Annotated in this window: 24 protein-coding genes and 1 pseudogene; 11 read left to right on the top strand and 14 right to left on the bottom strand. The window is 72.4% G+C overall.

What is annotated here, in order from left to right; translation table 11 throughout:
* Window positions 1-50: 50 nt before the first annotated feature.
* Entirely contained in the window at window positions 51-755 is a 705-nt protein-coding gene (locus MTP10_RS16745; protein ID WP_310710364.1) for a TetR/AcrR family transcriptional regulator, read from the bottom strand.
* A 113-nt stretch (window positions 756-868) separates the two neighbouring features.
* Here MTP10_RS16745 and MTP10_RS16740 point away from each other — a divergent pair, with 113 nt between their 5' ends.
* Complete coding sequence (locus MTP10_RS16740) at window positions 869-1,222, top strand: YrdB family protein (RefSeq protein ID WP_310710363.1); 354 nt, start codon at window positions 869-871, stop codon at window positions 1,220-1,222.
* A gap of 45 nt (window positions 1,223-1,267) precedes the next feature.
* Window positions 1,268-2,206, top strand: coding sequence for a Gfo/Idh/MocA family oxidoreductase (locus tag MTP10_RS16735; RefSeq protein WP_310710362.1), 939 nt, complete (start codon window positions 1,268-1,270; stop codon window positions 2,204-2,206).
* Window positions 2,207-3,154: 948 nt separating this feature from the next.
* Here the strand turns inward: MTP10_RS16735 and MTP10_RS16730 are convergent.
* Window positions 3,155-4,459 carry a Glu/Leu/Phe/Val dehydrogenase gene (locus tag MTP10_RS16730; protein WP_310710361.1) on the bottom strand — a complete coding sequence of 435 codons (1,305 nt, stop codon included), beginning with the start codon at window positions 4,457-4,459 and terminating at the stop codon, window positions 3,155-3,157.
* A 243-nt stretch (window positions 4,460-4,702) separates the two neighbouring features.
* Here MTP10_RS16730 and MTP10_RS16725 point away from each other — a divergent pair, with 243 nt between their 5' ends.
* Window positions 4,703-6,256 carry an alkaline phosphatase D family protein gene (locus tag MTP10_RS16725; protein ID WP_310710360.1) on the top strand — a complete coding sequence of 518 codons (1,554 nt, stop codon included), beginning with the start codon at window positions 4,703-4,705 and terminating at the stop codon, window positions 6,254-6,256.
* Between the two features lie 105 nt (window positions 6,257-6,361).
* On the opposite strand, the gene rocD is transcribed toward MTP10_RS16725, so the two are convergent.
* The 3 genes from rocD to MTP10_RS16710 all read right to left on the bottom strand — a co-directional run bounded on the left by rocD (window position 6,362) and on the right by MTP10_RS16710 (window position 9,038).
* Complete coding sequence (gene rocD / locus MTP10_RS16720) at window positions 6,362-7,570, bottom strand: ornithine--oxo-acid transaminase (protein WP_310710359.1); 1,209 nt, start codon at window positions 7,568-7,570, stop codon at window positions 6,362-6,364.
* 1 nt (window position 7,571) lies between these two features.
* Window positions 7,572-8,369 (bottom strand): dimethylargininase, encoded by a 798-nt coding sequence (ddaH, locus tag MTP10_RS16715; RefSeq protein WP_310710358.1) that lies wholly within the window; start codon window positions 8,367-8,369, stop codon window positions 7,572-7,574.
* 159 nt (window positions 8,370-8,528) lie between these two features.
* The gene (locus tag MTP10_RS16710; protein WP_310710356.1) at window positions 8,529-9,038 is read right to left on the bottom strand and encodes an Lrp/AsnC family transcriptional regulator; all 510 of its coding nucleotides are present in this window, start codon (window positions 9,036-9,038) and stop codon (window positions 8,529-8,531) included.
* Between the two features lie 142 nt (window positions 9,039-9,180).
* Between MTP10_RS16710 and MTP10_RS16705 the strand changes: the two genes are divergently transcribed.
* Complete coding sequence (locus MTP10_RS16705; RefSeq protein WP_310710354.1) at window positions 9,181-11,535, top strand: GH1 family beta-glucosidase; 2,355 nt, start codon at window positions 9,181-9,183, stop codon at window positions 11,533-11,535.
* 21 nt (window positions 11,536-11,556) lie between these two features.
* On the opposite strand, the gene MTP10_RS16700 is transcribed toward MTP10_RS16705, so the two are convergent.
* The 3 genes from MTP10_RS16700 to MTP10_RS16690 all read right to left on the bottom strand — a co-directional run bounded on the left by MTP10_RS16700 (window position 11,557) and on the right by MTP10_RS16690 (window position 15,396).
* Window positions 11,557-12,966, bottom strand: a complete 1,410-nt coding sequence (locus tag MTP10_RS16700; RefSeq protein ID WP_310710352.1) for a glycoside hydrolase family 16 protein — start codon at window positions 12,964-12,966, stop codon at window positions 11,557-11,559.
* Window positions 12,967-13,171: 205 nt separating this feature from the next.
* A complete protein-coding gene (locus MTP10_RS16695; RefSeq protein ID WP_310710350.1) occupies window positions 13,172-13,891 on the bottom strand; it encodes a DUF5941 domain-containing protein in 720 nt (239 codons plus the stop codon).
* Window positions 13,888-15,396 carry a CDP-alcohol phosphatidyltransferase family protein gene (locus tag MTP10_RS16690; protein WP_310710348.1) on the bottom strand — a complete coding sequence of 503 codons (1,509 nt, stop codon included), beginning with the start codon at window positions 15,394-15,396 and terminating at the stop codon, window positions 13,888-13,890. Before MTP10_RS16690 ends, MTP10_RS16695 begins: the two co-directional genes overlap by 4 nt.
* A gap of 142 nt (window positions 15,397-15,538) precedes the next feature.
* Between MTP10_RS16690 and recO the strand changes: the two genes are divergently transcribed.
* The 3 genes from recO (at window position 15,539) to tsaA (ending at window position 17,521) form a co-directional block, all read left to right on the top strand.
* Window positions 15,539-16,273 (top strand): DNA repair protein RecO, encoded by a 735-nt coding sequence (gene recO, locus MTP10_RS16685; RefSeq protein WP_310710346.1) that lies wholly within the window; start codon window positions 15,539-15,541, stop codon window positions 16,271-16,273.
* A complete protein-coding gene (locus MTP10_RS16680) occupies window positions 16,270-17,043 on the top strand; it encodes an isoprenyl transferase (RefSeq protein ID WP_310710344.1) in 774 nt (257 codons plus the stop codon). The genes recO and MTP10_RS16680 overlap by 4 nt, the downstream gene beginning before the upstream one ends.
* A 61-nt stretch (window positions 17,044-17,104) precedes the next feature.
* On the top strand, window positions 17,105-17,521 hold the full coding sequence (gene tsaA, locus MTP10_RS16675) for a tRNA (N6-threonylcarbamoyladenosine(37)-N6)-methyltransferase TrmO (protein WP_310710341.1): 417 nt from the start codon (window positions 17,105-17,107) through the stop codon (window positions 17,519-17,521).
* Between the two features lie 93 nt (window positions 17,522-17,614).
* Here tsaA and MTP10_RS16670 read toward each other — a convergent pair whose 3' ends face one another.
* On the bottom strand, window positions 17,615-18,163 hold the full coding sequence (locus MTP10_RS16670; RefSeq protein ID WP_310710339.1) for a CGNR zinc finger domain-containing protein: 549 nt from the start codon (window positions 18,161-18,163) through the stop codon (window positions 17,615-17,617).
* 72 nt (window positions 18,164-18,235) lie between these two features.
* On the opposite strand from MTP10_RS16670, the gene MTP10_RS16665 reads away from it, so the two are divergent.
* Window positions 18,236-19,153 (top strand): DMT family transporter, encoded by a 918-nt coding sequence (locus MTP10_RS16665; RefSeq protein WP_310710337.1) that lies wholly within the window; start codon window positions 18,236-18,238, stop codon window positions 19,151-19,153.
* On the opposite strand, the gene MTP10_RS16660 is transcribed toward MTP10_RS16665, so the two are convergent.
* Genes MTP10_RS16660 through MTP10_RS16645 form a run of 4 tightly spaced genes read right to left on the bottom strand, consistent with a single transcriptional unit; the run spans window position 19,093 to window position 22,125 of the window.
* Entirely contained in the window at window positions 19,093-19,482 is a 390-nt protein-coding gene (locus tag MTP10_RS16660; protein ID WP_310710335.1) for a transcriptional repressor, read from the bottom strand. The two genes, MTP10_RS16665 and MTP10_RS16660, sit on opposite strands and share 61 nt — an antisense overlap.
* Entirely contained in the window at window positions 19,479-20,348 is an 870-nt protein-coding gene (locus MTP10_RS16655; protein ID WP_310710333.1) for a metal ABC transporter permease, read from the bottom strand. The genes MTP10_RS16660 and MTP10_RS16655 overlap by 4 nt, the downstream gene beginning before the upstream one ends.
* A complete protein-coding gene (locus tag MTP10_RS16650; protein WP_397334468.1) occupies window positions 20,345-21,193 on the bottom strand; it encodes a metal ABC transporter ATP-binding protein in 849 nt (282 codons plus the stop codon). The genes MTP10_RS16655 and MTP10_RS16650 overlap by 4 nt, the downstream gene beginning before the upstream one ends.
* 2 nt (window positions 21,194-21,195) lie before the next feature.
* Window positions 21,196-22,125 (bottom strand): metal ABC transporter substrate-binding protein, encoded by a 930-nt coding sequence (locus tag MTP10_RS16645; RefSeq protein WP_310710331.1) that lies wholly within the window; start codon window positions 22,123-22,125, stop codon window positions 21,196-21,198.
* Between the two features lie 145 nt (window positions 22,126-22,270).
* Between MTP10_RS16645 and MTP10_RS16640 the strand changes: the two are divergent.
* Window positions 22,271-22,451, top strand: a pseudogene (locus MTP10_RS16640) (aldehyde dehydrogenase); the annotation flags it as partial.
* Between the two features lie 46 nt (window positions 22,452-22,497).
* Here the strand turns inward: MTP10_RS16640 and MTP10_RS16635 are convergent.
* Entirely contained in the window at window positions 22,498-22,902 is a 405-nt protein-coding gene (locus MTP10_RS16635) for a DUF6703 family protein (protein ID WP_310710328.1), read from the bottom strand.
* Window positions 22,903-22,964: 62 nt separating this feature from the next.
* Between MTP10_RS16635 and MTP10_RS16630 the strand changes: the two genes are divergently transcribed.
* Together MTP10_RS16630 and MTP10_RS16625 are read left to right on the top strand one after the other, a co-directional pair.
* The gene (locus tag MTP10_RS16630; protein WP_310710326.1) at window positions 22,965-23,252 is read left to right on the top strand and encodes an antibiotic biosynthesis monooxygenase; all 288 of its coding nucleotides are present in this window, start codon (window positions 22,965-22,967) and stop codon (window positions 23,250-23,252) included.
* Between the two features lie 93 nt (window positions 23,253-23,345).
* Window positions 23,346-24,731, top strand: coding sequence for a glycine--tRNA ligase (locus MTP10_RS16625; RefSeq protein ID WP_310710324.1), 1,386 nt, complete (start codon window positions 23,346-23,348; stop codon window positions 24,729-24,731).
* The last annotated feature ends 93 nt before the right edge of the window (window positions 24,732-24,824 follow it).

The raw sequence follows: 24,824 nt of genomic DNA, 5'->3' as shown, positions 1-24,824 counted from the left end.
GGGACGGCGCCTTCGCCAGCCGACAAGCTCGTCGGGTGGCCATGCCATGATCAACTCGGCTGAGTGAGCCCGATCATGGCACCCAGCACGCGGACCGAGTGGTCGAACACCGGCCCGTTGTCCTGGAAGGCGCCCTCCAGTTGGCCGAACACCTCGAAGTTCACCCAGCCGTACAGGGACGTCCACGCGGACAGGGCACGGAGCAGCACGTCGCCGGGAACATCAGGCATGAACTCGCCGAGGCTCGCCTCCGCCTCGCCCACCAGCGCCGGATCGGTCTCGAGGGGGGCGGCCGGCGCCAGCGCCCCGGCCCGCTGGGCGTCGGAGAGGATCCGGCCGAAGACCACCAGGTCGCGCACCCGGGGCCCGATCGTGTCCTGCGGCGCCTGGTAGCCCGGCACCGGCGAGCCGTACAGCAGCGCGTACTCGTGCGGGTGCGCGAGTGCCCAGTCGCGCACGGCGTGGCACACGGCCGCCCACCTGGCCGGGAAGCGGTCCGGCGGCGTGGCGGCGTCGGCGCGCTCGACGGCCTCGCCGAGCGCGTTGTAGCCGTCGATGATCAACGTGGTCAGCAGGTCGTCGCGGCTCGGGAAGTAGCGGTAGATGGCCGAGGACACCATGCCCATCTCCCGCGCCACGGCGCGCAGGGACAGGCCGCCGGCTCCCTCGGTGGCGAGCTGCCTGCGGGCGATGTCCACGATCTCCCGGGTCAGCTCGGCACGGACACGTTCTCTCGCGGTGCGGCTGGCGGTCATGCCCACGACGCTACCAGAGCGCCGGAAGGAAAGGAGAGCACCGCTCTTGACGATGGGTGCTCTTTTGAGAGAGCATTGCTCTCGTAAGCGAACGGCAGTCACTGGAGGTTCACATGCTCGCCATCGCCAAGGGCGCCAACCTGGCCCTGATGTTCGTCCTGGAGCTGGGCGTGCTGGCCTCCGCGGCCTACTGGGGGTTCACGGTGAGCCCGAACTGGGCGGTCAAGCTGCTCGCCGGTCTGGGGGCCCCGGCGCTGTTCATCGCCGCGTGGGCGATGTTCGGGGCGAACGGCGGGGCCAACGCCGTGGTGCCGCTCACCGGAGCCGCCCGTGCCCTCCAGGAGATCGTCTGGTTCGGCGGCGGCGCGCTCGCGCTCTACGCGGCCGGCCTGGCCACCCCGGCCGTCCTCTTCGCCGCTGCCTTCGTCGTCAACGCGGTCCTCCGCATCGTCTGGAAGCAGGTCTGACCATGGGTGCGCGTCACTCCAGGCACCGCGGGCTACGCTCTCCGGATGAAGACAGCAGTGATCGGCCTGGGTGACATCGCCGAGAAGGCGTACCTGCCCGTGCTCGCCGCCCAGCCCGGCCTCGACCTGCACCTGTGCACCCGCGACCGGCGGACCCTGGACCGGCTCGGCGACGCCCACCGCGTCGCGGCGAGGTTCACGTCCGTCGGGGAGGTGATCGAGGCGGGGGTCGAGGCCGCGTTCGTCCACGCCGCCACGGCCGCGCACCGCGAGCTGGTCGAGCCGCTGCTCAAGGCGGGGGTGCACGTCTTCGTGGACAAGCCGCTCGCCGACAACCTGCCCGACTGCGAGCACCTCGTACGCCTGGCCCACGCCGAGCGCCGCTCCCTCATGGTCGGCTTCAACCGCAGGTACGCCCCCGGCTACGTCGACCTCGCGGCGCTGCCCCGCGACCTCGTCCTCATGCAGAAGAACCGCGCCGACCGGCCGGAGGACCCCCGCCGGATGGTCTTCGACGACTTCATCCACGTCGTCGACACGCTCCGCTTCCTCGCGCCCGGCGAGGTCACCGGCACCAGGATCCGCACCCGCGTCACCGGCGGCCTGGCCGAGCACGTCGTGCTGGAGCTGACCGGCGACGGGTTCACCGCGATCGGCTCCATGTGCCGGGTGAGCGGCGCCGCCGAGGAGAGCTGCGAGGTCATGGGCGGCGGCGTCAAGCGGCGGGTGGTCAACCTCGGCGACGTGGTCGACTACGCGGCGGGGGAGACGCTCGTGCGCCGGCCCGACTGGGTGCCGGTCGCCCGGCAGCGCGGCATCGAGCAGGCCTGCCTGGAGTTCCTCGACGCCGTGCACGCCGGCCGCCTGCTCACGGCCGACGACGCGCTGGTCAGCCACGCGATCTGCGAGGACATCGTGCGGCAGGCCCAGACGGGGAACACGTCCGCGTCGAACGGAACAGGCTCGAAGGGCGCGACCGGCTGAGAGGTGCGCTCGGTCGGCCGGGCGTTCGCGGGCCGGCGCTCGCTCATCCACCGGTCGGACTCGCTCAGCATCCGCCCGAACTGCCGGCCGCCGAGCCGGGTCAGCACGGTGAAGCCGCTGCGGTCGCTCAGCGGGCTGGAGGACGAGACGACGCCCGCCACCGCCCCGTCGTACAGGGCGGGGCCGCCGCTGCCGCCGTCCGGGGCGTGGCAGTTGCGGGTGACCAGCACCCCCGGCCCCCGGGCGATGCCCTCGGAGGCGTCGCCCAGGCAGTGGTACAGCTCCATGCCCGGGTACCTCCTGCCCGCCGGGTAGCCGAGCAGCTCCAGGCCGCGCAGCGAGGTGCCGGGTCGCGTGCGCAGCGTCCGCAGCCCCGGCCCGGTGACGTCCTCCAGGGAGCGTCCGCGCCGGGCGACCCCGACCAGGCCCACGTCGTACGGGAGCTGGGCCTCGGTGTCCGGCCCGTCGCGCCACCGGTCCGGCACCCACGTCCGCACGGCCCGCCACACCCCGAGCGGCGGCCGGCCGTCCGCGAATCCCGGCAGGAACGACACCTCCCGCATCCTCCTGCCCCGGTCGTACAGGCAGTGGGCGGCGGTGAGCACCAGGCTCCGGCTGCGCGACCTGATCACCGCGCCCCCGCACAGCACGGTCCGGCCCGTGACCGGGTCACGGGCCAGCACCACGCCGGCCAGTCTCCGCTCCCCGGTGTAGGGCGCGGGGACGGGCGCGTACCCCAGCCGGTCGCCGCCCGGTGTCATGACGTCGTGGTGCGGCACGGACCGCGACGCGGACATCTGGGGCGCCGACGGATGGAGGAGGGCGAGGGGCAGGGTGAGGGACAGCACCGACCTGAGCACGTACCCCACCCTAGATCCCCGATGATCAGTGCCCTGACCTGCGACACCACGGTTTACCCAACCTAGGTGCGGCCCCGGGCGCGGTCGCTCAGGGGTACAGGCCGCGCATCCGGTGCGCCTCGGCGACCCGGCCGACGCCGATGACGTGCGCCGCCTGCCTCAGGGTCAGGCCGCGCTCGCCGGCCAGCGACCGGACCTCGCCGAACGCGCTCTCCATGAGGTCGCGCAGTTTCACGTCGACCTCCCCGGCGCTCCAGGAGTACGCCTGCATGTTCTGCACCCACTCCAGGTACGACACGATCACCCCGCCCGCGTTGGCCAGGATGTCGGGGACGACCGTGGTGCCGCCGGCGGCGAGGATCTCGTCGGCCTCGGGCGTGGTGGGGCCGTTGGCGCCCTCCACGACCAGGCGGGCGCGGATCCGGGGCGCGTTGGCGGCGGTGATGACGTTCTCCAGCGCGGCGGGCACGAGCACGTCGACGTCCAGCTCCAGCAGGTCGTCATGGCCGAGCGCGTCGGCGTGGGGGTAGCCGAGCACCCCGCCCGCCTCGGCGGCGTGGGCGCGCAGCGCGGCCACGTCGAGCCCGCCGGGCGCGTGGACGGCGCCCGAGGCGTCGGACACGGCGACGACCACGCAGCCCGCGTCGGCCAGGTACTGCGCCGCCAGGGCGCCCACCTTGCCGAAGCCCTGCACGGCGACGGTGACGCCGTCGGGCGAGCGGCCGAGCGCGGCCAGGGCCGCGATCTGCACGCCGCGCGAGGTGGCGCCGGCCCGGCCGAGCGAGCCGCCCAGCGTCGTCGGCTTGCCGGTGACGACCCCCGGCACCGAGTAGCCGGTGTTGACGCTGTAGGTGTCCATGATCCAGGCCATGGTCTGCTCGTCGGTGCCGACGTCGGGGGCCGGGATGTCCTTCTCCGGGCCGATCATCGGCAGGATCTCGTTGACGTAGCGGCGGGTCAGCCGCTCCAGCTCACGCGGCGTGAGGGCCTTGGGGTCCACGGAGACGCCGCCCTTGGCGCCGCCGTACGGGATGCCCACGAGGGCGCACTTCCACGTCATCCACATCGCCAGGGCGGTCACCTCGTGGATGTCGGTGGCCGGGTGGAAGCGGATGCCGCCCTTGGCGGGACCGCGCGAGATGTTGTGCTGCACCCGGAAGCCCTGGACGACGTCCATGCGGCCGTCCTCACGCCGCAGGGGGACGGAGACGGTCAGGGAGCGGCGGGGCGTGGCGAGCATCGTGCGCAGGCCGTGGTCGAGCCCGAGGTGCTCGGCCGCCTGGTGCAGCTGCTGGAGAGCGGAGTCGAGGGCCTGGCGGCCCGGGGTGGTGAGGTCGGCGCTGAGGGCCGGGTTCGTGAGCGCCGGCGTCATTGACGGCACCATGACGGTCATGGAAGGAGTGCCTCCTGGTGAGTACCCCCGAGTCTGAGGTAAGCGCCGTTGCCTGCCTCTTTGGGGGTAGGTGTCGCGATCATCCTAAGGCTGCGTGTTTCGTCACGACTGGGTTTTTTTGATAGTCGTGGAGAAACGGTGCTGCTTTCATCGATCCAACCCGTTGATCAACACGCCGGCCAGGTGCCACTCTGGCAGGCTTGGGTACGGGAGTGTGCCGAACTGTCGAATCGGGGGGTTGCGATGCCCGCACTGGTGATCGGGCCGATGCTGCGCTACGTCGATGCGTCGAGCGCCTCCATCTGGGTGGAGACCGGAGAGCCGTGCACGGTCGCCGTGATCGCGGCCGGCCGCTCGTACGAGTCGCGGACGTTCACGGTGCACGGCCACCATTACGCGATCGTGGACCTGACCGACTTAGCGGCGGACGTCGACGGGTACGCGGTGGAGCTGGACGGCGAGCGGGTGTGGCCCCTGGAGGGCCGGCCGCCGAGCCGCATCCGGCTGCTGCCGCCCCAGGGGCCGCGCCGGATGACGTTCGGCTCCTGCCGCACGAACGTGCCGCACGACACCGCCCACGTGCTGACCCACGGCGAGGACGTGCTGCGCGCCTACGGCGGCCGCCTCATGGAGGCGGGCGACGAGGAGTGGCCCGACCTGCTGCTGCTGATCGGCGACCAGGTCTACGCCGACAGCCCGTCGCCCGGCATGCTGGAGTTCATCCACGCCCGCAGGGACACCGAGCCCAAGAACGAGATCGCCGACTTCGAGGAGTACGCCGAGCTCTACCGCCGCGCGTGGACCGACCCCGAGATCGCCTGGCTGTTCTCCACCGTGCCGACCGCGATGATCTTCGACGACCACGACCTGCGCGACGACTGGAACACCTCGCAGCCCTGGCGCGAGCAGATGGCCGCGACGAGCTGGTGGCGGCGCCGGGTGATCTCCGGGCTCGGCGCCTACTGGATCTACCAGCACCTCGGCAACCTGTCGCCGGCCGAGCGCGAGGCCGATCCGCTGCTGCGCTCCCTGCGCGAGGGCGGCACGGACGGGGGCGGCCTGCTCGACGACTTCGCCGAGAAGGCGGACGCCGACCCGGCGAGCACCCGCTGGAGCTACGCCCGCGACCTCGGCCACACCCGCCTGATCATGATCGACACCAGGTGCGCCCGCCAGCTCACCCCCGGCGACCGCAGGATGCTCGACCCGGGGGAGTGGCAATGGCTGGTCGATGAGGTCTCCCAGCCCGCCCAGCGGCTGGTCATCGGCTCCTCGATCCCGTTCCTGCTGCCCGAGGGCGTCCACTCGGTGCAGAACTGGAACGAGGCCCTGTGCGACGGCGCGTGGGGCTCGTGGGTGCGGAAGTTGTCGGAGAAGTTCCGGCAGGCCGTGGACCTGGAGCACTGGGCCGCGTTCCGCCGCTCGTTCGACGACCTGGCCCGGCTGCTGGTCCGCGTGGGCAAGCCGGTGCTCATCCTGTCGGGCGACGTCCACTACTCCTACGTGGCCAAGGCGAGCGCCGGCGACATCCACCAGGTCGTCTGCTCGCCGATCCGCAACCCGCTCAGCCCGCTGCTGCGCTGGGCCAACGTGTTCACCCAGTTCGGCATCGCGACGCTGGTCGGCGGGCTGCTCGCCCGGTCGGCGCGCATCCCGCGCCCGCCGTTCCGCTGGCGGGTGACCGAGGGGCCGTGGTTCCAGAACGCGCTGGCCACCCTCACCTTCCCCGACCAGGCCACCTGGTACGAATCCTCCGGCAACACGATCAAGGAGATCGCCTCCGTGGACCTGAGGTGATCAGGCGTGGACGTGCGGCCCCGCCGCAGGCGAGGGTTCGCGGCGGCGCCGCACGTCCGGTCCCGATGCGCTCGGCGCACGGAGGCGCTCAGCGCAAGGACGCGCTCAGCGGAAGGAGGAGATGGCGTCGACGAGCTGGTCGACCGCCCAGAGGAGGTCCTCCTCCGAGATGACGATCGGCGGCGCGAGCCGGATCGTCGAGCCGTGCGTGTCCTTGGCCAGCACGCCGCGCGCCATCAGCGCCTCCGACACCTGCCGGCCGGTCGCCAGCGACGGGTCGATGTCGATGCCCGCCCACAGGCCGCGTCCGCGTACGGTCACCACGCCGTCGCCGACGAGCTCGCCCAGCCGCGCGTGCAGCACCTCGCCGAGCCGGGCGGCCCGGTCCTGGAACTCCCCGGTGCGCAGGATCTCGATCACGGCGCTGCCCACGGCGCAGGCCAGCGGGTTGCCGCCGAACGTGGACCCGTGCTGTCCCGGCTTGATGACGCCGAGCACGTCCTCGTTCGCGGCGATGGCCGACACCGGGACGACGCCGCCGCCGAGCGCCTTGCCCAGCACGTACATGTCCGGCACGACGCCCTCGTGGTCGCAGGCGAACGTGCGGCCGGTGCGCCCGAGCCCCGACTGGATCTCGTCGGCGATCATCAGGACGTTCTCGGCCGTGCACAGCTCGCGCAGCTGCGTCAGGTAGCCGTCCGGCGGCACCAGCACCCCGGCCTCGCCCTGGATCGGCTCGACCAGCACGGCGACCGTGTCGGCGTCGATCGCCTCACGGACGGCCTCGACCGAGCCGTACTTGACGATCTTGAAGCCGGGCGTGTACGGGCCGAAGCCGTCGCGCGCGTCGGGATCGGTGGAGAAGCTGACGATCGTGGTGGTGCGGCCGTGGAAGTTGTCCTCCATCACGATGATGGTGGCCCGGTCCGGCTGCACGCCCTTGACCTCGTAGCCCCACTTGCGGGCCACCTTGATCGCGGTCTCGACGGCCTCGGCGCCGGTGTTCATCGGCAGGATCATGTCCTTGCCGGTGAGATCGCCGAGCCCGGCGCAGAACTCCGCGAACTGGTCGTGGTAGAACGCCCGGCTGGTCAGCGTGAGGCGCGCGAGCTGCCGCTGCGCCGCCGCGACGATCTTCTCGTTGCCGTGGCCGAAGTTGAGCGACGAGTAGCCGGACAGGCAGTCGAGGTAGCGCCTGCCGTCGACGTCGGTGACCCAGGCCCCGTGGGCCTCGCGGATCACCACGGGCAGCGGGTGGTAGTTGTGCGCGCTCCGGCGCTCGATCACGCCGATCAGCTCTGAGCTGGTCGTCATCTCAGTTGTTCCCCCTGATCTCCAGTGTGCAGCACTTCGGGCCCCCGCCCGCCTTGCGCAGCTCCGACAGGTCGACGGGGATCGGCTCGTATCCCCGCCGCTTCAGCTCCAGCTGAAGGTCGGAAGCCTCGTAGTTGATCACCACGTGGGTGCCGTCGCTGACCGCGTTGAGCCCGAGCACCTCGGCGTCGGCCCCGTTCGCGAGCACCGCGTCCGGGAACAGCCGGGCCAGCACCCGCCTGCTGCCCTCGGAGAAGGCGTCCGGGTAGTAGCAGACGTTGTGGCCGTCGAGCGGGAACAGCGCCGTGTCGAGGTGGTAGAAGCGGGGGTCCACCAGCGTGAGCGACACCACCGGCCGGCCCAGGAACTCCTGCGCCTCCAGGTGCGCGGCGACGTTCGTGCGGAAGCCGGTGCCGGCCAGCACGACCTCGTCCAGGGTCAGGAAGTCGCCCTCACCCTCGTTGACGTGCTCCGGCTCCAGTACAGGATACCCGCGCTCGGCGAACCAGCGCAGGTACGCCGGTCCCTCCGGGCCGCGCTGGGGGAAGGCGAAGCGGGCGCCGTACGCCCGGCCGTCCACGACCAGCGCGCCGTTGGCCGCGAACACCATGTCCGGCAGGCCCTCGACCGGGTCGATGAGGCTGACCTGGTGCCCGAGGCTCTCGTACACGGACTTGAGTCCCTCCCACTGCCGGATCGCGACGTCGCGGTCGGCGCCGGCCTCGGGATGCATCCACGGGTTGATGGCGTACTCCACCGTGAAGTGCTCGGGGCGGCACATGAGGAAGTGCTTGGGCATGCAGGTCTCCGTAGAGGTCGGGCAAGGCTGCGGGATTCCGCGTGAGGGGGACGAAGACACTCTAAGAATGTATGTTTATGCAGGCCAAGCAATGTGAATGGCGTGTTCGCGCGGGTCTGTTGCGAGTATGGGCCGACGGCACGCGATCCGTTGCGCGGGCTAGCGGACGGCCGCTTCAGGGGGCGTCGGGAGCGCCGCCGCACCCCCCGGGACGTCGGGCAGTGCGGCCCCCGGAGGCACGTCCACCAGCCGCGACAGCACGATCGAGCTCTTGGTCCGCACCACGAACGCCTCCGCCGCGATGCGCTCGATCACCCGCTCCACATGACGCACGTCCGTGGCGCGGATGTGCAGCAGCGCGTCGGCCTCTCCGGTGATCGTCGCCGCCGCGACCACCTCGGGGAACTTCGCGACCGCGAGCGCGATGTCGGACGGCTTGGTCTTGCCCTGGCAGAACAGCTCGACGTACGCCTCGGTGGTCCAGCCGAGCGCGCGCGGCGCCACCCTGGCGCTGAACCCGGTGATCACGCCGGTCTCGCGCAGCCGGTCCACCCGGCGCTTGACGGCCGACGCGCTCAGCCCGACGAGGTGCCCGATCTCCGCGTAGGTCTGGCGGGCGTCCTCCACGAGGGCCGCGACGATGGCACGATCCAGCCGGTCCAGTTCCACGCGCCCTGTATACCGCCTCGCCCCGCCGCGGCGCGACGCGACCGTTCCCGGCGCGCCGCACGACATGACCGACATGCGGCAGACTAGGCGCCGCGCGCCGCCACGCGGCGGCGCCCGTACGTCGCCGGAGGGTCGTCCATCGATGAGCACAGCGCGCTTCCCCGAGGGGTTCGTGTGGGGAGTGTCCACGTCCGCCTACCAGATCGAGGGGGCGACCGGCGAGGACGGGCGCGGCCCGTCGATCTGGGACGTCTTCCCCGGCGGGCGCAACGGCGATCCGGCCTGCGACCACTACCGGCGCTACGCCGACGACGTACGGCTGATGAAGGACCTCGGCATGGCCGCCTACCGGTTCTCGGTGAGCTGGCCGCGGGTCATGCCCGACGGCAAGGGCCGCCTCAACGGACCCGGCCTGGACTTCTACGACCGGCTGGTGGACGAGCTGCTGGCCGCGGGCATCGCGCCGTACGCCACCCTCTACCACTGGGACCTGCCGCAGGCCCTGGAGGACGAGGGCGGCTGGACCTCCCGCGACACCGCCCACCGCTTCGCCGACTACACGCGGGCCGTCCACGACCGTCTCGGCGACCGGGTCGGCACCTGGTTCACGCTCAACGAGCCGTGGGTGGCGGCGTTCCTCGGCTACGGCTCGGGCGTCCACGCGCCCGGCAGGCGCTCGGCAGCCGAGGCGTTCGTCGGCGCGCACCACATGCTGCTCGCCCACGGACTGGCCCTGGAGGCGCTGCGCTCGGCGGGCGCGCAGCGGGCCGGCATCGTGCTCAACCTCTCGCCCGTGCTCACTCCCGGCCAGCTCGGCGACCTGTCGTCGCAGCCGTCCGAGGAGGACGCGGAGGCGGTGCAGCGGATCGACGCGCTGCACAACCGGCAGTTCCTGGACCCCGTGCTGCGCGGTAGCTACCCCGCCGACCTGCTGCCGGTCGTCGAGCGGACCGCCGGGCTCGGGCACATCCGCGACGGCGACCTCGACCTGATCGGCCGGCCGATCGACCTGCTGGGAGTCAACTACTACACGCCGACCGCCGTGCAGGCCCAGCCCGGCGCGGCCGGCGACGCCTCCTTCCCGGGCAGCGAGGGCGTCCTGTTCTGCAGCGTGCCCACCGCCGTGACCGCCATGGGCTGGCCCATCGTGCCGAGCGGGCTGACGCTGCTGCTGGGCCGCCTCTCGCGGGAGTACCCCGGGACCGAGCTGATGATCACCGAGAACGGCGCCGACTTCGTCGACGTGCTGACCCCCGAGGGCATCCACGACATCGAGCGGACGAGCTTCATCGAGGAGCACCTGCGCGCCCTGCGCGTCTCCCTGGACGAGGGGGCCAGGGTGAGCGGCTACCTCGTGTGGTCGCTGCTCGACTGCGTCGAGTGGGCCGACGGCTACCGGCGCAAGTTCGGCCTCGTCCACGTCGACCTGGAGACCCAGCGGCGGCGGCTGAAGGACAGCGCCCTGTGGTACCGCGACGTCATCGCCCGCAACGGCCTGCCGGACAGCCGGCCGCGGCGGCCCACGCTGGAGACCGTCGCCGCCCGCGCCGGCGTCTCCCGCGCCACGGTCTCGCGGGTGGTCAACGGCGAGGCGTCGGTCAGCGCCGAGGCGCGCGACGCGGTGCTGCGCGCCGTCCGCGAGCTCGGGTACGTCCCCAACGCCGCCGCGCGCAGTCTCGTGACCCGCAGGACCGACGCGGTGGCGCTGGTCCTGTCCGAGCCGCGGCAGGGCGGCGACGCGCTCATCGCCGCGATCGTCAGGTACGTCACGGGCATGCTCGAAGGGGCCGGCAAGCAGATCACGCTCATGCTGGCCGACACGGCCGAGAGCCGGCGCCGCGTGCTCCAGCACGTGGAGGCGCGGCAGGCCGACGGGGTCGTGCTGCTGCCGCCGGACGACCACGGCCCGCTGGCCGAGCAACTGGCCCGCACCGGCGTGCCGGTCGTGCTGCTCGGCAGGCCCGCCGTCGCCTCGCTCGTGCCGCACGTGGACGTGGACAACGCGGGCGGCGCCGGCGCGGCAACCGCCCACCTGCTGGAGCGGGGCCGCCGCCGCATCGGCATGATCTGCGGGCCGACGGATCTCGTGGCCGTGCAGGACCGGCTGGCCGGGCACCGCGACGTGCTGCACGAGGCGGGGCTGCGGCCCCTGCTCGCCCTGGCCGGGCCCGACCGCGAGTCCGGCGCGGAGTCGGCCCGGCGGCTCCTGGCCGACCACCCGGAGCTGGACGCCGTCCTCGCCACCTCCGACGACCTGGCGATCGGCGCGCTGCGGGCGGCCCGGGAGGCGGGCCGGCGGGTGCCGGACGACCTGGCGATCGTGGGCTTCGGCGACATCGACGCCGCCTCCTGCACGACCCCGGCCCTGACCACGGTCCGCGTGCCGGCCAGGGACCAGGCGCTGGCGCTGGCACGGCTCATGCTGTCCCGCCTGGACGGGCGGCACGCGGGGCCCGTGGTGCTGCCGGCCCGCCTGGTCGTGCGCGACTCGACCTGACGGGCCGTCGGGTCATGGCGGTCAGGAGGTCGAGAACGTCAGCCAGTTGAGGTTGACGAAGTCGGCCGGCTGGCCGCTGGCGAAGGTCAGGTAGACCGTGTGCCTGCCCGTCACCGGCGAGATGTTGGCCGGCACCGTGCGCCAGCTCTGCCAGCCCCCGGTGGAGGCCACCGCGAAGTCGCCCACCGGGGCGGCCGTCAGGCTGTCCAGGCGCACCTGCACGAGCCCGCTGACCCCCGCGGCCGCCCCCGAGGCGACGCGTACCCTGACCTGCCGGGCCGCCTCGGAGCCGAAGTCGACGTCGTCGAAGCGCAGCCAGTCGCCGTTGGAGACGCCGCCGACGTTCTCGCCGCCGCCGGTGTCGGTCGTGGACTCGACCATGGTGCCCGACTGGGCCTGGTAGCGCTCGGCCTGGATCGTGGAGCGGGCGTCCACGCCGCCGGGCGGCACGGTCGGGGTGCCCGTCGGCGTGGGGCCGGAGCCGCCGCTCTGCCACACGGCCACGTAGTCGACCAGCATGGACCGGCCGGGCACGGTCGCGGCGGTCGGCGTGGGGCCGGCCAGCGCGTCGGGGAAGGCGCCGCCCATGGCCACGTTGAGCAGCAGAAAGTAGCCGGCGTGCCCGGTCATCGAGCTCCAGGTGCCGGCGTCGAGCCGGGCCTGGCTCACGCTGTGGAACTGCTGCCCGTCCACGTACCAGCGGAGCTCGTTGGGGCTGGCGGAGCGGTCCCACTCGAAGCGGTAGGTGTGGAAGGCCGACTGGCAGGTCGAGCCGGGGCAGGCCCGGCTCGCGCCGAGGCCCGTCGTCTCGTTGCACGGCCCGCCCGGGTTGACGCCGCAGTGCAGGACGCCCCAGACGGAGTTGACGCCGTTGACGTTCTCCATGATGTCGAACTCGCCTGTGCCCGGCCAGTTCCAGTAGTTCCCCCGGTACGGCGAGCCGAGCGCCCAGAACGCCGGCCAGTAGCCGAGGGCGGCGTCGCCGGTGACGTTCGGCATCTGGATGCGGCCCTCGATGCGCAGCACGCGGCCGTCCGCGGGCTTGAAGTCGGCGCGCCTGGTCTCGATGCGGGCGGAGGTCCACTCGCCGGAGGAGCTGCGCTGCGGAGTGATCCGCAGATTGCCCGAGCCGTCGAGGCTCAGGTTGGCCGCGTTGCCGGTGTAGTTCTGGATCTCGCCGGTGCCCCAGTTGCCGGGGCCGCCCGGGTAGGCGTGGCCGGTGTCGACGATCCAGTTTGACGAGGACGGGGCCGACCCGGCGGCGCCGCCGAAGTCGTCCGACCAGACGAGCGACCAGCCGGAGGGGGTGGGCGGGACGGCGGCGGAGGCGACGGCGGCGTGGACGAGCAGGCCGGCGAGCGTGACGAGGGCCGCGGACGCGGCGGCCAGGCGACGCCGGTGGCGCCGGTCGGACAGGAGGCGCGTTGTCATGGTTGCTCCTGGGGATGCGGGGGGGCGCGGAGCGAGTACCGAACTGAGAGAGCGCTCTCTTAGGAGGAGAGAAACACGCCATGACTCTCGTGTCAACAATCCCTGGACAGACGGAGAGCGCTCTCGCCCCTGACGGGGCCCGGAACGCGAACGAGCCGGGGCGCGGCTTCCGCACGCGCCCCGGCTCGCCGGGAGTGGGTCGGGGCTAGGCCTTCTCGGCCTCGCCGGTGGCCGCCTCCAGGGCGTCCTCGGGCGATGCCTCCAGGTCCTGCTCGGCCTCGGCGCCCGCCTGGGCGGACGCCTTGTCCAGGCGCACCCAGCTCGTCACGCTCTCCACCGCGAACAGCACGAACAGGTAGGCCGTCAGGAGGGCCAGCACCAGCGTCGCCCAGCCGAGCGCCGCGCCGACGCCGATGAGGAGCAGCCGCACCTCCCAGCCGAGGCCCGCGTAGAACACCCAGGCGGGCGGCCAGATGCTCTGCCGCGTGCGGTAGACGGTGTCGTAGGTGTGGTAGCCGACCACGTACACCAGCACGAACAGCAGCCACTTGGGCGCGTCGGCCGCCAGGCCCACCGCGATGATGGTGAGGAACTCGGCGCCGCGCAGCAGCGGCGGCGTGAGCCAGTCGAGGCGGCCCAGGTGGTTGCGCGGCGCGGTCGGCAGCACGAGCACCACGACGACCAGCACGGGCAGCAGCAGGATCGGCCCGGACGTCAGCAGGCCGGTCGCGGCGATGACGGCGACCGCCACCAGCGCCGCCAGCGTGGCGGGGACCGGGGGCAGGCCCTTGCCGAGGCGGCCGGACAGGGCGTGGACGAGGGGCCCGTCGTCGCGGTAGGCGAGCAGGCGGGCGGTCTGGATGCGGCGGCGTTCCTCGTCGGGGTCCGGCGTGGGGGTGGCGGCGGCCTGCGGATAGGTGATCATGCGAGCGACCTCATGAGGCGTCCGGTGAGGGTGTAGACGGCGGCGACGGTGCCCCAGATCACCAGCGTGAGGAAGGTGATGCGGGCGTCGAAGAGGGCGGCGGTGATCGCGATGGCCGCGAACCGCTCGCCGATGGGGAAGACGATCATCTTACGCGCCCAGTGGACGGCGCGGTACCGCCCGGCCTTGGACCACATCTTCAACACGCCCCGGATGCCCGTGCTGCGCTCGATCCGGCGGCGCTCCAGCGCCTTGCGCAGGTCGCGGTCGTCGGGCGCGGTCAGCGGCAGCGTGGGCAGCTGGGCCGGCGGCTTGCGGCGGTTGGCGACGCCGTAGGAGAAGTCGAGCAGGTGGCGCACCGACTGCAGGCCGAGCGCCGCCAGGGCGAGGATCCAGATCTCCTCGCCGTTGCCCGACACGACCCAGCCGACCGCCAGGCCGGCGAAGACGACGTACTCCTTGAACCGGTCGAACGTCGCGTCGAGCCACGCGCCGAGCACGCCGAACTTGCGGGCGTAGCGGGCGACCTGCCCGTCGACGCAGTCGAAGACGAACGCGAAGTAGATGAGCACGCCGCCCAGCACCATCCACGGCCGGTCGCCGGTGGCGAAGCAGGCCGCCGCGAGCACGCCCAGCGTGATGGAGATGAGCGTCACCTGATTGGGCGTCAGCCCGCGCCGGGCCGCCCAGCGGGCGATGAAGCGGGAGTAGGTGGAGACGAAGTACGTGGTGAAGAAGCCGTCGGCACCCTTGACCGCGTTGTTCAGCCGGGCCCGGTCCTCGTCGAAGCCGGACATGTCGGCGACGGCCTCGGCCGCCTCCTCCTGGGTGGTCACGCGGCGGTAGAACAGGTCGCGCCGGCCGCGGACGCCGACCGACACGCCCTTGCGCACCAGGCCGAAGACCAGGAGCTGCACCAGGTCGTCGTCCTCGCCGAACAGGTGGGCCATGCCGGCCATCTCGCGGCACGCCTCGGCCAGGACGGGCGCGTTGCGGGTGCTCACGTGCAGCGGGCCGAGCATCACCGTGTTGGGCCGGGTCACCGCGTGGTGGGCGGTGCCGACGGAGACCACCCTCGACTTGCCGACGCGGGAGCGCACGGGCAGCCCCTCGAAGCGGCGCAGGCTGATCTCCGGCTCCGCCTCGTCGATCGGGACGGTCTCCTCCGCCGCCTCGTCGGTCGTCTCCGGCCGGGGCTCCTTGGCGATGAGGGCCAGCGCGCCGCGCTTGGTCTTGGTGATCTGGTAGATGAGCTCGTCGTGGATCAAAGAGTCGGCGGGGAGGATGAGGAGGCTCTCCGTCGCGGACTCCGCGACGTCGGCCAGCGCGCGCAGGGCGGCGGCGACGTCGCCGGACTCGATGGTCGCCGGCCGCGGATCCAGGGACAGGATCTGGCTGCGCAGTCGCTCTGCCACGGTCGGGGCGCCGGGCAGGGCCGCGAGCCTCAGGCCGGTAGGAGCGGTGTCGGGGCCGGGCGAAGAGCCCAGCAGGACCACGCGGGTCATGACTCCCTTTCGAGGCAAGTTGCGGGGGGATGAACGTGAGATATTGCGGGGGACAGGCGTCTGAGTCTAATGAGAGTCGCGCAGAGTCGCGTCATCGACGCGGTCCCGTAACAGATAGAGCGTGCGGCCATAAGATGGGCGAGTGACCCTCTACCGTGACGAAGGCGTGGTTCTGCGTACGCAGAAGCTCGGCGAGGCCGACCGCATCGTCACCATCCTGGCCAAGCGCACGGGCAAGGTGCGCGCCGTCGCCAAGGGCGTGCGGCGCACCACCTCGCGCTTCGGCGCCCGGCTGGAGCCGTTCACGCACGTCGACCTGCAGCTCCACACGGGCCGCACGCTCGACGTCGTCACGCAGGCCGAGACGATCAGGCCGTACGGCGAGCCGCTGGCCGCCGACTACCCGCGCTACACCGCGGGCACGGCGATGCTGGAGACCGCCGACCGGCTGACCCACGGCGAGAAGGAGCCGGCGTTGCGCCAGTTCCTGCTGCTGGTGGGCGGGCTGCGCACGCTGGCGGAGGGCGGCCACGAGCCGCGCCTCGTGCTCGACGCCTACTTCCTGCGCTCCCTGGCCGTCGCCGGCTACGCGCCCGCGCTGGACGCGTGCGCCAAGTGCCAGGCCACCGCGGTCAGGGCGTTCGCCATCGTGTCCGGCGGCGTGGTGTGCGGCGCCTGCCGGCCCGCGGGCGCGGCCGTCCCGGCGGGTGAGACGATCGGGCTCATGACGGCGCTGCTGCGCGGCGACTGGACGAAGGCGGACGCGTCGGAGCAGCGCCACCGCAGCGAGTGCAGCGGCCTGGTCGCCGCGTACCTGCAATGGCACCTCGAACACGGAATACGCTCTCTGCGACACGTCGAAAGGGAGCCAGTGTGAACGTCCGACCCCCGTCCCCGCACCCGTCCGGTGCCACGCCGCCACCCATCCCCCGCGACCTGGTGCCGAGACACGTGGCCATCGTCATGGACGGCAACGGACGCTGGGCCAAGGCGCGCGGGCTGCCCCGCACCGAGGGCCACAAGGCCGGGGAGGCGTCGCTGTTCGACGTCATCGAGGGGGCGCTGGAGCTGGGCGTGCCCTACCTGAGCGCGTACGCCTTCTCCACCGAGAACTGGAAGCGCTCGCCCGACGAGGTGCGCTTCCTCATGGGCTTCAACCGCGATGTGATCCGCCGCCGCCGCGACGAGCTGCACGCCATGGGCGTGCGGGTGCGCTGGGCGGGCCGGCCGGGGCGGCTGTGGAAGAGCGTGATCTCCGAGCTCCAGACGGCCGAGGAGATGACCGAGCGCAACAGGAAGCTGACGCTGCAGTTCTGCGTCAACTACGGCGGGCAGGCCGAGATCGTGCAGGCGGCCGTCAAGCTGGCCGGCGACATCGCGGCGGGCCGGGTCAAGCCGTCCAAGGTGGACGAGAAGGTCTTCGCCCGCTACCTCGACGAGCCGGAGATCCCGGCGGTGGACCTGTTCGTCCGCTCGTCGGGGGAGCAGCGCTTCTCCAACTTCCTGCTGTGGCAGTCGGCCTACGCCGAGATGGTGTTCCTCGACCGGCTCTGGCCCGACTTCGACCGACGCGACCTGTGGGAGGCGTGCGAGGTGTACGCCAAGCGCGACAGGCGCTACGGCGGGGCCGTCCCGAACCAGGTCTGAGCGAGCCAGGCGAGGGAAGGCGGCGGGAGTGAGCGACCGGGCCGCCTCACGGAGTGAGGCCATGAGCATGGACACGTACATGGTGGAGCCGATCGGCTGGGTCGAGTCGCCTCTGACCGACCGGGACCAGGCGCCGAAGCAGGGGGACGAGGGCTCACCCGAGGCGTGGCTGGTGTTCGAGGAGCGGGTGCGCGAGGGGCTGGGCGATCTGCGCCCGGGCGACGAGGTCATCGTGCTGACCTGGCTGGACCGGGCCCGCCGCGACGTCCTGTCCGTCCATCCGCGCGGTGACGCGGGCCGGCCGCGGCAGGGCGTCTTCAGCACCCGCTCGCCGGACCGGCCGAACCCCGTGGGGCTGCACCGGGTGGGCGTCCTCGCCGTCGAGGGGACGCGGCTGCGGGTGCGCGACCTGGAGGCGCTGGACGGCACGCCCGTCCTGGACGTCAAGCCGGTGCTCGACCGCGACACCGAGCGCTAGCCGCTCTGCCCACCCCGGCGCCGGATCGGTCAGAGGCCGGATCGGTCAGGCGCCGGATCGGTCAGGCGCCGGATCGGTCAGGCGCCGGATCGGTCAGGCGCGGCGGCGGGCGCGGTAGGCGGCGACGTGCATGCGGTTGCCGCAGGTGCGGCTGTCGCAGTAGACGCGCGAGCGGTTGCGCGACTCGTCGACGAAGACCCGGTCGCAGTCGGGCGCCGAGCAGGTGCGCAGCCGCTCCCACTCGCCCTCGACGAGCAGGTGGGCCAGCGCCACCCCGCAGTCGGCGGCCAGGTGCTCCGACAGCGTCGCGTCGGGCGCGAAGTAGTGGACGTGCAGCGCGTGGCCGTCGTGCTCGGTCAGCCGGGGCGTGATCCGCGTCTCGGACAGCAGCGCGTTGAGCTGGCGCACGGCGGAGGGCTGGTCGGGCGCCGTGAACACCCGGTGGAACGCCTCCCGCACCAGCCGCACCTGCCCGAGGTCGCGCGCCGTGAGCGTGGTGATGCCGCTGACCTGCCGTGCCTCGACGAACGCCTGGAGCGTGGGCAGGTCGGCAAGCCGGTCGTCGCCGCCGGTCGAGGGCGAGGTGTTGACCAGCTCGACGACCGTGGCCAGCGAGTAGACCATGTCATGGCCAAACGGCATGTTGACTCCTGTCTGGCGCCCATTCTAGCGTGGACGCAGCGTATCTCCAGTGAACGCGATCGGGGGCATCACGTGGGGTCACATCGCCGGATCGTGCTGGTCGCGATCGCCGGAGCGTTGATCATCTCCACCTCCGCCCCCCTCGTCCGGCTGGCCGACGTCGCCCCCGCCACCTCGGCGTTCTTCCGGTGCGCGTACGCCGTCCCGCCCATGGTGGTCCTGGCCTGGCTGGAACGCCGCAGGCTCGGCCCGCTCCCGCGCAGGGCGGTCGCCGTCGCGTGGGCCGCCGGCCTGCTGTTCGCCCTGGACCTGCTCTTCTGGCACCACGCCATCGCCTACGTGGGCGCCGGGCTGGCCACCGTGCTCGGCAACCTCCAGGCGTTCATCGTCGCGTTCGCCGCCTGGGCGCTCTTCCGCGAGCGGCCCTCGGGGCGGCTGATGGTCGCCTGCCCCGTGGTGTTCGCCGGGGTGGCGCTCATCTCGGGCGTCTTCGACAGCGCCGCCTACGGCTCCGACCCGGTGATGGGCGTGCTCGCCGGCGCGGCCACCTCGGTCTCGTACGCCGGGTTCCTGCTGCTGATGAAGGGCGCCTCCCAGCGGGCCGCCGGGCCGCTCGCGCACGCCACCGCCCTGGCCGCGGTCGTGATCGCGGCTCTGAGCCCCGTCTTCGGCGGCGCCGACCTCACCCCGTCCTGGCCCGCGCACGGCTGGCTGCTGGTGCTCGCGCTCGGGCCCCAGGTGCTCGGCTGGTCGCTCATCACGTACACGCTGCCGAAGCAGCCGGCCGCGCTCACGGCGCTGCTGCTGCTCGTGCAGCCCCTGACCACCGTGGCGCTGTCGGCGGCCACGCTCGGCGAGCGGCCGTCGCCCCTCCAGCTCGCCGGCTGCGCGGTGATCGTCCTCGGCGTCCTGTACGGCTCGCGCGGCGCTCAGCCGGCCCGGACGGAGGACGAGCAGGACGCGCAGGTGCCGAAGACCTCGACCGTGTGAGTGATCTCGGTGAAGCCGTGCTCGCTGCCGACCGTCTCGGCCCAGCGCTCCACGGCCGGGCCCGCGACCTCGACGGTGTGGCCGCACCGGCGGCAGACCAGGTGGTGATGATGGTCGCCGCTGGCGCACGCGCGGTAGACCGACTCGCCGTCGTCGGTGCGCAGCACGTCGACGTCGCCGCCGTCGGCCAGCGCCTGGAGGGCGCGGTAGACCGTGGTCAGACCGATCTTGGCGCCGTGCTGGCGCATCTCGGCGTAGACGTCCTGCGCGCTGCGGAACCCCTCGCTCCGGCGAAGGGTGTCGCGCACGGCATCGCGTCTCGTGCTCATACAGCCTCCCTGACAGGCGTGGGATCCTCTTGTACGCCCGGCTCCCGGACACGGCCCCGGCGTACGAATCTACCGACACCGAGGGCCAGGACGAAGCCGCCGAGCGCGACAAGGACGATCGCGGCGCCGGGCGGCACCCGGCTCGACAGTGAGGAGGCCAGCAGGCCGCCCACCGCGGCCACCACGCCGATCACCATGGCCAGCGCCATCGTCGAGCGGAAGCCCCTGGTGAGCTGCTGGCTGGTGGCCACCGGGATCACCATCAGCGCGCTGACGAGCAGCAGGCCCACCACGCGCATGGCGATGACCACCGTGAGCGCGGCCGTGACCGCGATCAGCAGGCTGAGGAAGCGCACCGGCAGGCCGTTCGCCCGGGCCATCTCCTCGTCCTGGCACAGCACAAACAGCTCCCTGCCGAAGATCGCCACCACCGCGATCACCGCCACGGCCAGCGCGCCGATGATCCAGATGTCCTGGGGCGTGACGCTGGCGATGGCGCCGAACAGGTAGGAGGTCAGCTTGGCGTTGCTGCCGCCCGGAGCGATGCCCATGAGCATGACGCCGCCCGCGATGCCGCCGTAGAACAGCAGCGCCAGCGCGACGTCGCCGCTCGTCCGGCCGCGCGCCCGGACCAGCTCGATCGCCACGGCGCCCGCGACGGACACGACGACGGCGGTCAGCACCGGCTCGGCGCCGGTCAGGAACCCGAGCGCCACGCCGGTCAGCGCCACGTGCCCGATGCCGTCGCCGAGCAGCGACAGGCGCCGCTGCACGATGAACGTGCCGACGGCGGGTGCGCACAGCCCCACCAGCAGCGCCGCGATCAGCGCCAGCCGGAAGAAGTCCGTCTGCAGCAGCTCGATCATGCCTCTCCCTGCCAGCTCGTCAGCGGCCCGGCGCACGCGCCGCGCCCGAGGACCTCGGCCGCGCCGCGCTCGTCCGGCGCGTGCGGATGCACGTGCTCGTGGCCGGGCCGGGCGCACTCGCCCTCCGGCCGGGGTGGCGCGCCGTCGTGGACGACGAGGCCGTCGCGCACCACGACGCCCCGGGTGATCAGCGGCTCCAGCGGGCCCAGCTCGTGCGCGACCAGCACGATCGTCCGGCCCTGCAGCGCCAGCGAGGCGAGCGTGTCGGCCAGCAGGCGCTGCGTCTCGGCGTCCACGCCGGCCGTGGGCTCGTCCATGACGTACGTGTCCGGTTCGCCGGCCAGCGCGCGGGCGATCAGCACCCGCTGCTGCTGGCCGCCGGACAGCTCCTGCACCGGGTCGCCGGCCCGCGACGACAGGCCCACGGCCTCCAGCGCGTCCGTCACCGCGGCCCGGTCCGCCGGGCTCGTACGGCGCAGCCGGCGCTGCCGCGCGATCCGGCCCGAGGCGACCACCTCGCGGACCGTGGCGGGCACGCCGCCGCCCACCTGGAGCCGCTGGGGCACGTAGCCGATGCGCCACCAGTCGCGGAACCGCGCGGGCTGCCGGCCGTACAGGAGGGTCTGGCCGCCGGAGAGCGGGATCAGGCCGAGTAGGGCCCGCACCAGCGTCGACTTGCCGGAGCCGTTGGTGCCCATGACCGCGACCACCTCGCCGGGGCGGACCGTGAGATCGACGCCGCGCAGGATGGGCCGCCGGTCGAGGGTGACCCGCCCGCCGGTCATCGAGAAGGCGGTCTCGTCCGCGGCGTCCGAGGTACGGGCGCTCTGCGTGATCTGGCTCATGGTCATGCTCCACATCCCAGTGCCGTGCGCAGGGTGGTGAGGTTGCCCCGCATCGCGGACAGGTAGTCGCCTGACGGCTTGCTCTCCAGCGGGTCGAGCACGGCGGTCCTCGCGCCCACCTCGTCGGCCAACACCTGCGCGACCTTGGGGTTGGCCAGCGACTCGGTGAAGATCGTGGTCACCTTCTCGTCCTTGGCCAGCTTGGCGACCTCGGCCAGGCGGGCGGGGGAGGGCTCGGCCTCGGGATCGAGCGTGATGCCGACCTGCTTGAGGTGGTAGCGGTCGGAGAGGTAGCCGAACGCCTCGTGGGCGGTCACCAGGCTACGGGTTCGGCAGGTCGTCAGGCCCTGGGCGAACTCCTTGTCCAGCGTTCCGAGCGAGGCGGCCGTCGCGGCGGCGCGGTCCTTGTAGCCCTGGGCGTGCGCAGGGTCGGCCGCCGCGAGCCGCTCGCCGAGCTTCACGGCGACCGTGGCCAGGCGCGAGGGGTCGAGCCAGAGGTGCGGGTCGTAGGAGACCTCGTGGTCGTGTCCCTCCTCGCCGGCCTCCGCGCCGTGGTCCCCGGCGGGGAGCGTGGTGACCGCGGTGGCCGCGTCGAAAGCGCGCTCCGGGTCCACGGCGTCGTCCACGGCGGGCTGCACACCCTTGATGTAGACGGTCAGCGTGGCCTCGCCCAGCTCCGCCATCTGGTGGGCGCCCAGCTCCAGGTCGTGCGGCTCGACGCCGGGGGCGGTCAGCACGCTCACGGCGGCGTCGGGGCCGCCCACCTGCTGGCTGAGCCACTGGAGGGGGTAGAAGGCCGCGACCACGGCCGGCTTGCCGCCGCCCGCCGCGGAGCCGGTCTCCGCCGAGCCGGCTCCGCACGCGGTGGCGGTGAGGAGGGCGGCTCCGGCCAGCAGACCGACAGCGTACGACCGGGACAATCCTGACATCATGCGAGCCAGTATGCGCCAAAATGAAAATGGTTGTCAAAATCCCCCCCCGCGAGGGAGCGCCGTCGCCTGGACTGAGGAGCGTAGGGAGCGGAGCGACTGGAGTGACGAGGGAAAGCGGCGGGTGTGAGCGACCGAGCCGCCTTCGCGGAGCGTCAAGGTGGGGCACAACCGGCCGCGCTCGCGGGGCGACCGGGAGGAGCCGTTCGGCGGGCTCGGGGCGGCATGGCGCGGTGCGTTCGTCGGCGGCGAGCTGCCGGTGCGGACCGCCACCATCGGACGGCGAACGCCTGCCGGGCAACTTCCCGCACTACACGCGGCTGCCGTAGAGACGCGACACCTGCCGCCGCCCTCGCAGCCGTTCCCGGGACCTCGTCAGAACGCGCCGAAGCGGGTCGCCGCCAGGAGCACGAGGAAGGTCAGCGTGGCGACCCGCAGCAGCTTCCCGCCCACCCCCAGCGACGGCCACGACAGGTACGCCAGCCAGCCGACGAAGGCGATCACCGGCACGACGGCCACGCCGCCCAGCGGATTGGCCACCGCGAACCCGGCCAGCAGCAGGATCACCAGCGCGGCGGGCGCCACCCATCGGGGGACCTGCGTGAACAGGTACGTCATCGGGACCGCGCTGCGCGCCTCGACCGCCTGGCGCAGACCGGTCGCGCCCGGCGTGAAGAACCGCTCGCCCGGCGGCAACGGCCGTCTCACCTTGCCCGTCATGCCGCCCGCCCCCTTGCCCGCGCCTGCGCCCTTGCCGTGCCCTCTGCCGTTGGTGGCCACGGGCCGAGCCTAGCGCCGCGGGAACGGCACGGGCCCGGGAGATCCTCTGACATCCTGGGTGCGTGCTCGCCGTCATCCGTTACACCGTTCCCGAGTCCCAGTCCCAGGACTTCATCAAGCAGGGCCACGCCATCCTCGACACCCTCGCCGGCCAGCCCGGCTACGTGCGGGGCAGGCTGGCCCGCTCCGTCGACGAGCCCAACCTGTGGGCCCTGGTCAGCGAGTGGGAGGGGGCCGGTTTCTACCGCCGTGCCCTGTCGGCCGCCAGAATGGTGATGTATCCACTGATGATCCTCATGGTTCACGAACCGAGCGCGTTCGAGGACGTTTACCTACAAGACCGGGCGTAGCAACTACTCCCGCGCGAGGGGCCCGCCACGTCCCCTAAGCTGGGAGCTCATCCATCCCCTCGCCGACCTCCAGCCGGAAAGAGACCCAACCACATGGCACGCCGTACAGACGTCATGGACACCATCGTCAGCCTCGCCAAGCGCCGCGGGCTCGTCTACCCGTCGAGCGAGATCTACGGCGGTCTGCGTGCGTCGTGGGACTACGGACCCCTGGGCGTCGAGCTCAAGAACAACGTCAAGCGCCAGTGGTGGCAGTCGATGGTCCAGGCGCGCGACGACGTGGTCGGCCTCGACTCCTGCGTCATCCTGGCCCGCGAGGTCTGGCAGGCCAGCGGTCACGTCGAGACCTTCACCGACCCGCTCACCGAGTGCCAGTCCTGCCACAAGCGCTTCCGCGCCGACCACCTCCTCGAGGCGTACGAGGAGAAGAACGGCCGCGCCCCCGAGCACGGCCTGGCCGACATCACCTGCCCCAACTGCGGCAACAAGGGCGCCTTCACCGACCCGCGGCAGTTCAGCGGTCTGCTGAAGACCTACCTCGGCCCGGTCGAGGACGAGTCCGGCCTGGCCTACCTGCGCCCCGAGACCGCGCAGGGCATCTTCATCAACTACCTCAACGTCCAGCAGTCGGCGCGCAGGAAGATCCCGTTCGGCATCGGCCAGATCGGCAAGTCGTTCCGCAACGAGATCACCCCGGGCAACTTCATCTTCCGCACCCGCGAGTTCGAGCAGATGGAGATGGAGTTCTTCGTCAAGCCCGGCACCGACGAGGAGTGGCACCAGTACTGGATCGACGAGCGCTTCCGCTGGTACTCCGACCTGGGCATCAACAAGGACAACCTCCGGCTCTTCGAGCACCCGAAGGAGAAGCTGTCCCACTACGCCAAGCGCACCGTCGACGTCGAGTACCGCTTCAACTTCGCCGGCTCGGAGTGGGGCGAGCTGGAGGGCATCGCCAACCGCACCGACTTCGACCTGACCGCCCACTCCAAGGCGTCCGGCGTCGACCTCAGCTTCTTCGAGCAGGACACCGGTGAGCGCTACGTCCCGTACGTGATCGAGCCGGCCGCCGGCGTCGACCGGGCGACCCTCACCTTCCTGCTCGACGCCTACACCGAGGACGAGGCGCCCAACGCCAAGGGCGTCATGGAGAAGCGCACGGTCATGCGCCTCGACCACCGGCTCGCCCCGGTCAAGGTCGCGGTGCTGCCGCTGTCGCGCAACGCCGACCTGTCGCCCAAGGCCCGTGACCTGGCCGCCCAGCTCCGCCGCCGGTGGAACGTCGAGTTCGACGACGCGGGCGCGATCGGCCGCCGCTACCGCCGCCAGGACGAGATCGGCACGCCGTTCTGCATCACCGTCGACTTCGACACCCTGGAGGACCAGGCGGTGACGATCCGGGAGCGCGACACGATGGCCCAGGAGCGCATCAGCCTCGACCAGGTCCAGTCCTACCTGCGCCAGCACCTCAACGACTGACGCGCACGGCAGCACGACGACACGACAGCACGACCGTACGACGACACACCGTACGACGACACGACACGACGGCCGGGCGGCTCCCCACGAGCC

Source organism: Nonomuraea sp. 3-1Str (assembly GCF_031570565.1).
Classification (GTDB): Bacteria; Actinomycetota; Actinomycetes; order Streptosporangiales; family Streptosporangiaceae; genus Nonomuraea.
Note: the sequence above shows the minus strand (reverse complement) of the source record. Positions and strands in the feature narration are given on the sequence as shown.

Coding starts and splice junctions, on each gene's coding strand:
- MTP10_RS16700 (WP_310710352.1), bottom strand. CDS start 12,966: ATGACAACGCGCCTCCTGTCCGACCGGCGCCACCGGCGTCGCCTGGCC.
- MTP10_RS16740 (WP_310710363.1), top strand. CDS start 869: ATGCTCGCCATCGCCAAGGGCGCCAACCTGGCCCTGATGTTCGTCCTG.
- MTP10_RS16725 (WP_310710360.1), top strand. CDS start 4,703: ATGCCCGCACTGGTGATCGGGCCGATGCTGCGCTACGTCGATGCGTCG.
- rocD (WP_310710359.1), bottom strand. CDS start 7,570: ATGACGACCAGCTCAGAGCTGATCGGCGTGATCGAGCGCCGGAGCGCG.
- MTP10_RS16625 (WP_310710324.1), top strand. CDS start 23,346: ATGGCACGCCGTACAGACGTCATGGACACCATCGTCAGCCTCGCCAAG.
- MTP10_RS16690 (WP_310710348.1), bottom strand. CDS start 15,396: ATGACCCGCGTGGTCCTGCTGGGCTCTTCGCCCGGCCCCGACACCGCT.
- MTP10_RS16670 (WP_310710339.1), bottom strand. CDS start 18,163: ATGCCGTTTGGCCATGACATGGTCTACTCGCTGGCCACGGTCGTCGAG.
- MTP10_RS16695 (WP_310710350.1), bottom strand. CDS start 13,891: ATGATCACCTATCCGCAGGCCGCCGCCACCCCCACGCCGGACCCCGAC.
- MTP10_RS16660 (WP_310710335.1), bottom strand. CDS start 19,482: ATGAGCACGAGACGCGATGCCGTGCGCGACACCCTTCGCCGGAGCGAG.
- MTP10_RS16705 (WP_310710354.1), top strand. CDS start 9,181: ATGAGCACAGCGCGCTTCCCCGAGGGGTTCGTGTGGGGAGTGTCCACG.
- MTP10_RS16745 (WP_310710364.1), bottom strand. CDS start 755: ATGACCGCCAGCCGCACCGCGAGAGAACGTGTCCGTGCCGAGCTGACC.
- tsaA (WP_310710341.1), top strand. CDS start 17,105: ATGAGCATGGACACGTACATGGTGGAGCCGATCGGCTGGGTCGAGTCG.
- MTP10_RS16645 (WP_310710331.1), bottom strand. CDS start 22,125: ATGATGTCAGGATTGTCCCGGTCGTACGCTGTCGGTCTGCTGGCCGGA.
- MTP10_RS16655 (WP_310710333.1), bottom strand. CDS start 20,348: ATGATCGAGCTGCTGCAGACGGACTTCTTCCGGCTGGCGCTGATCGCG.
- ddaH (WP_310710358.1), bottom strand. CDS start 8,369: ATGCCCAAGCACTTCCTCATGTGCCGCCCCGAGCACTTCACGGTGGAG.
- MTP10_RS16735 (WP_310710362.1), top strand. CDS start 1,268: ATGAAGACAGCAGTGATCGGCCTGGGTGACATCGCCGAGAAGGCGTAC.
- MTP10_RS16730 (WP_310710361.1), bottom strand. CDS start 4,459: ATGACCGTCATGGTGCCGTCAATGACGCCGGCGCTCACGAACCCGGCC.
- MTP10_RS16650 (WP_397334468.1), bottom strand. CDS start 21,193: ATGAGCCAGATCACGCAGAGCGCCCGTACCTCGGACGCCGCGGACGAG.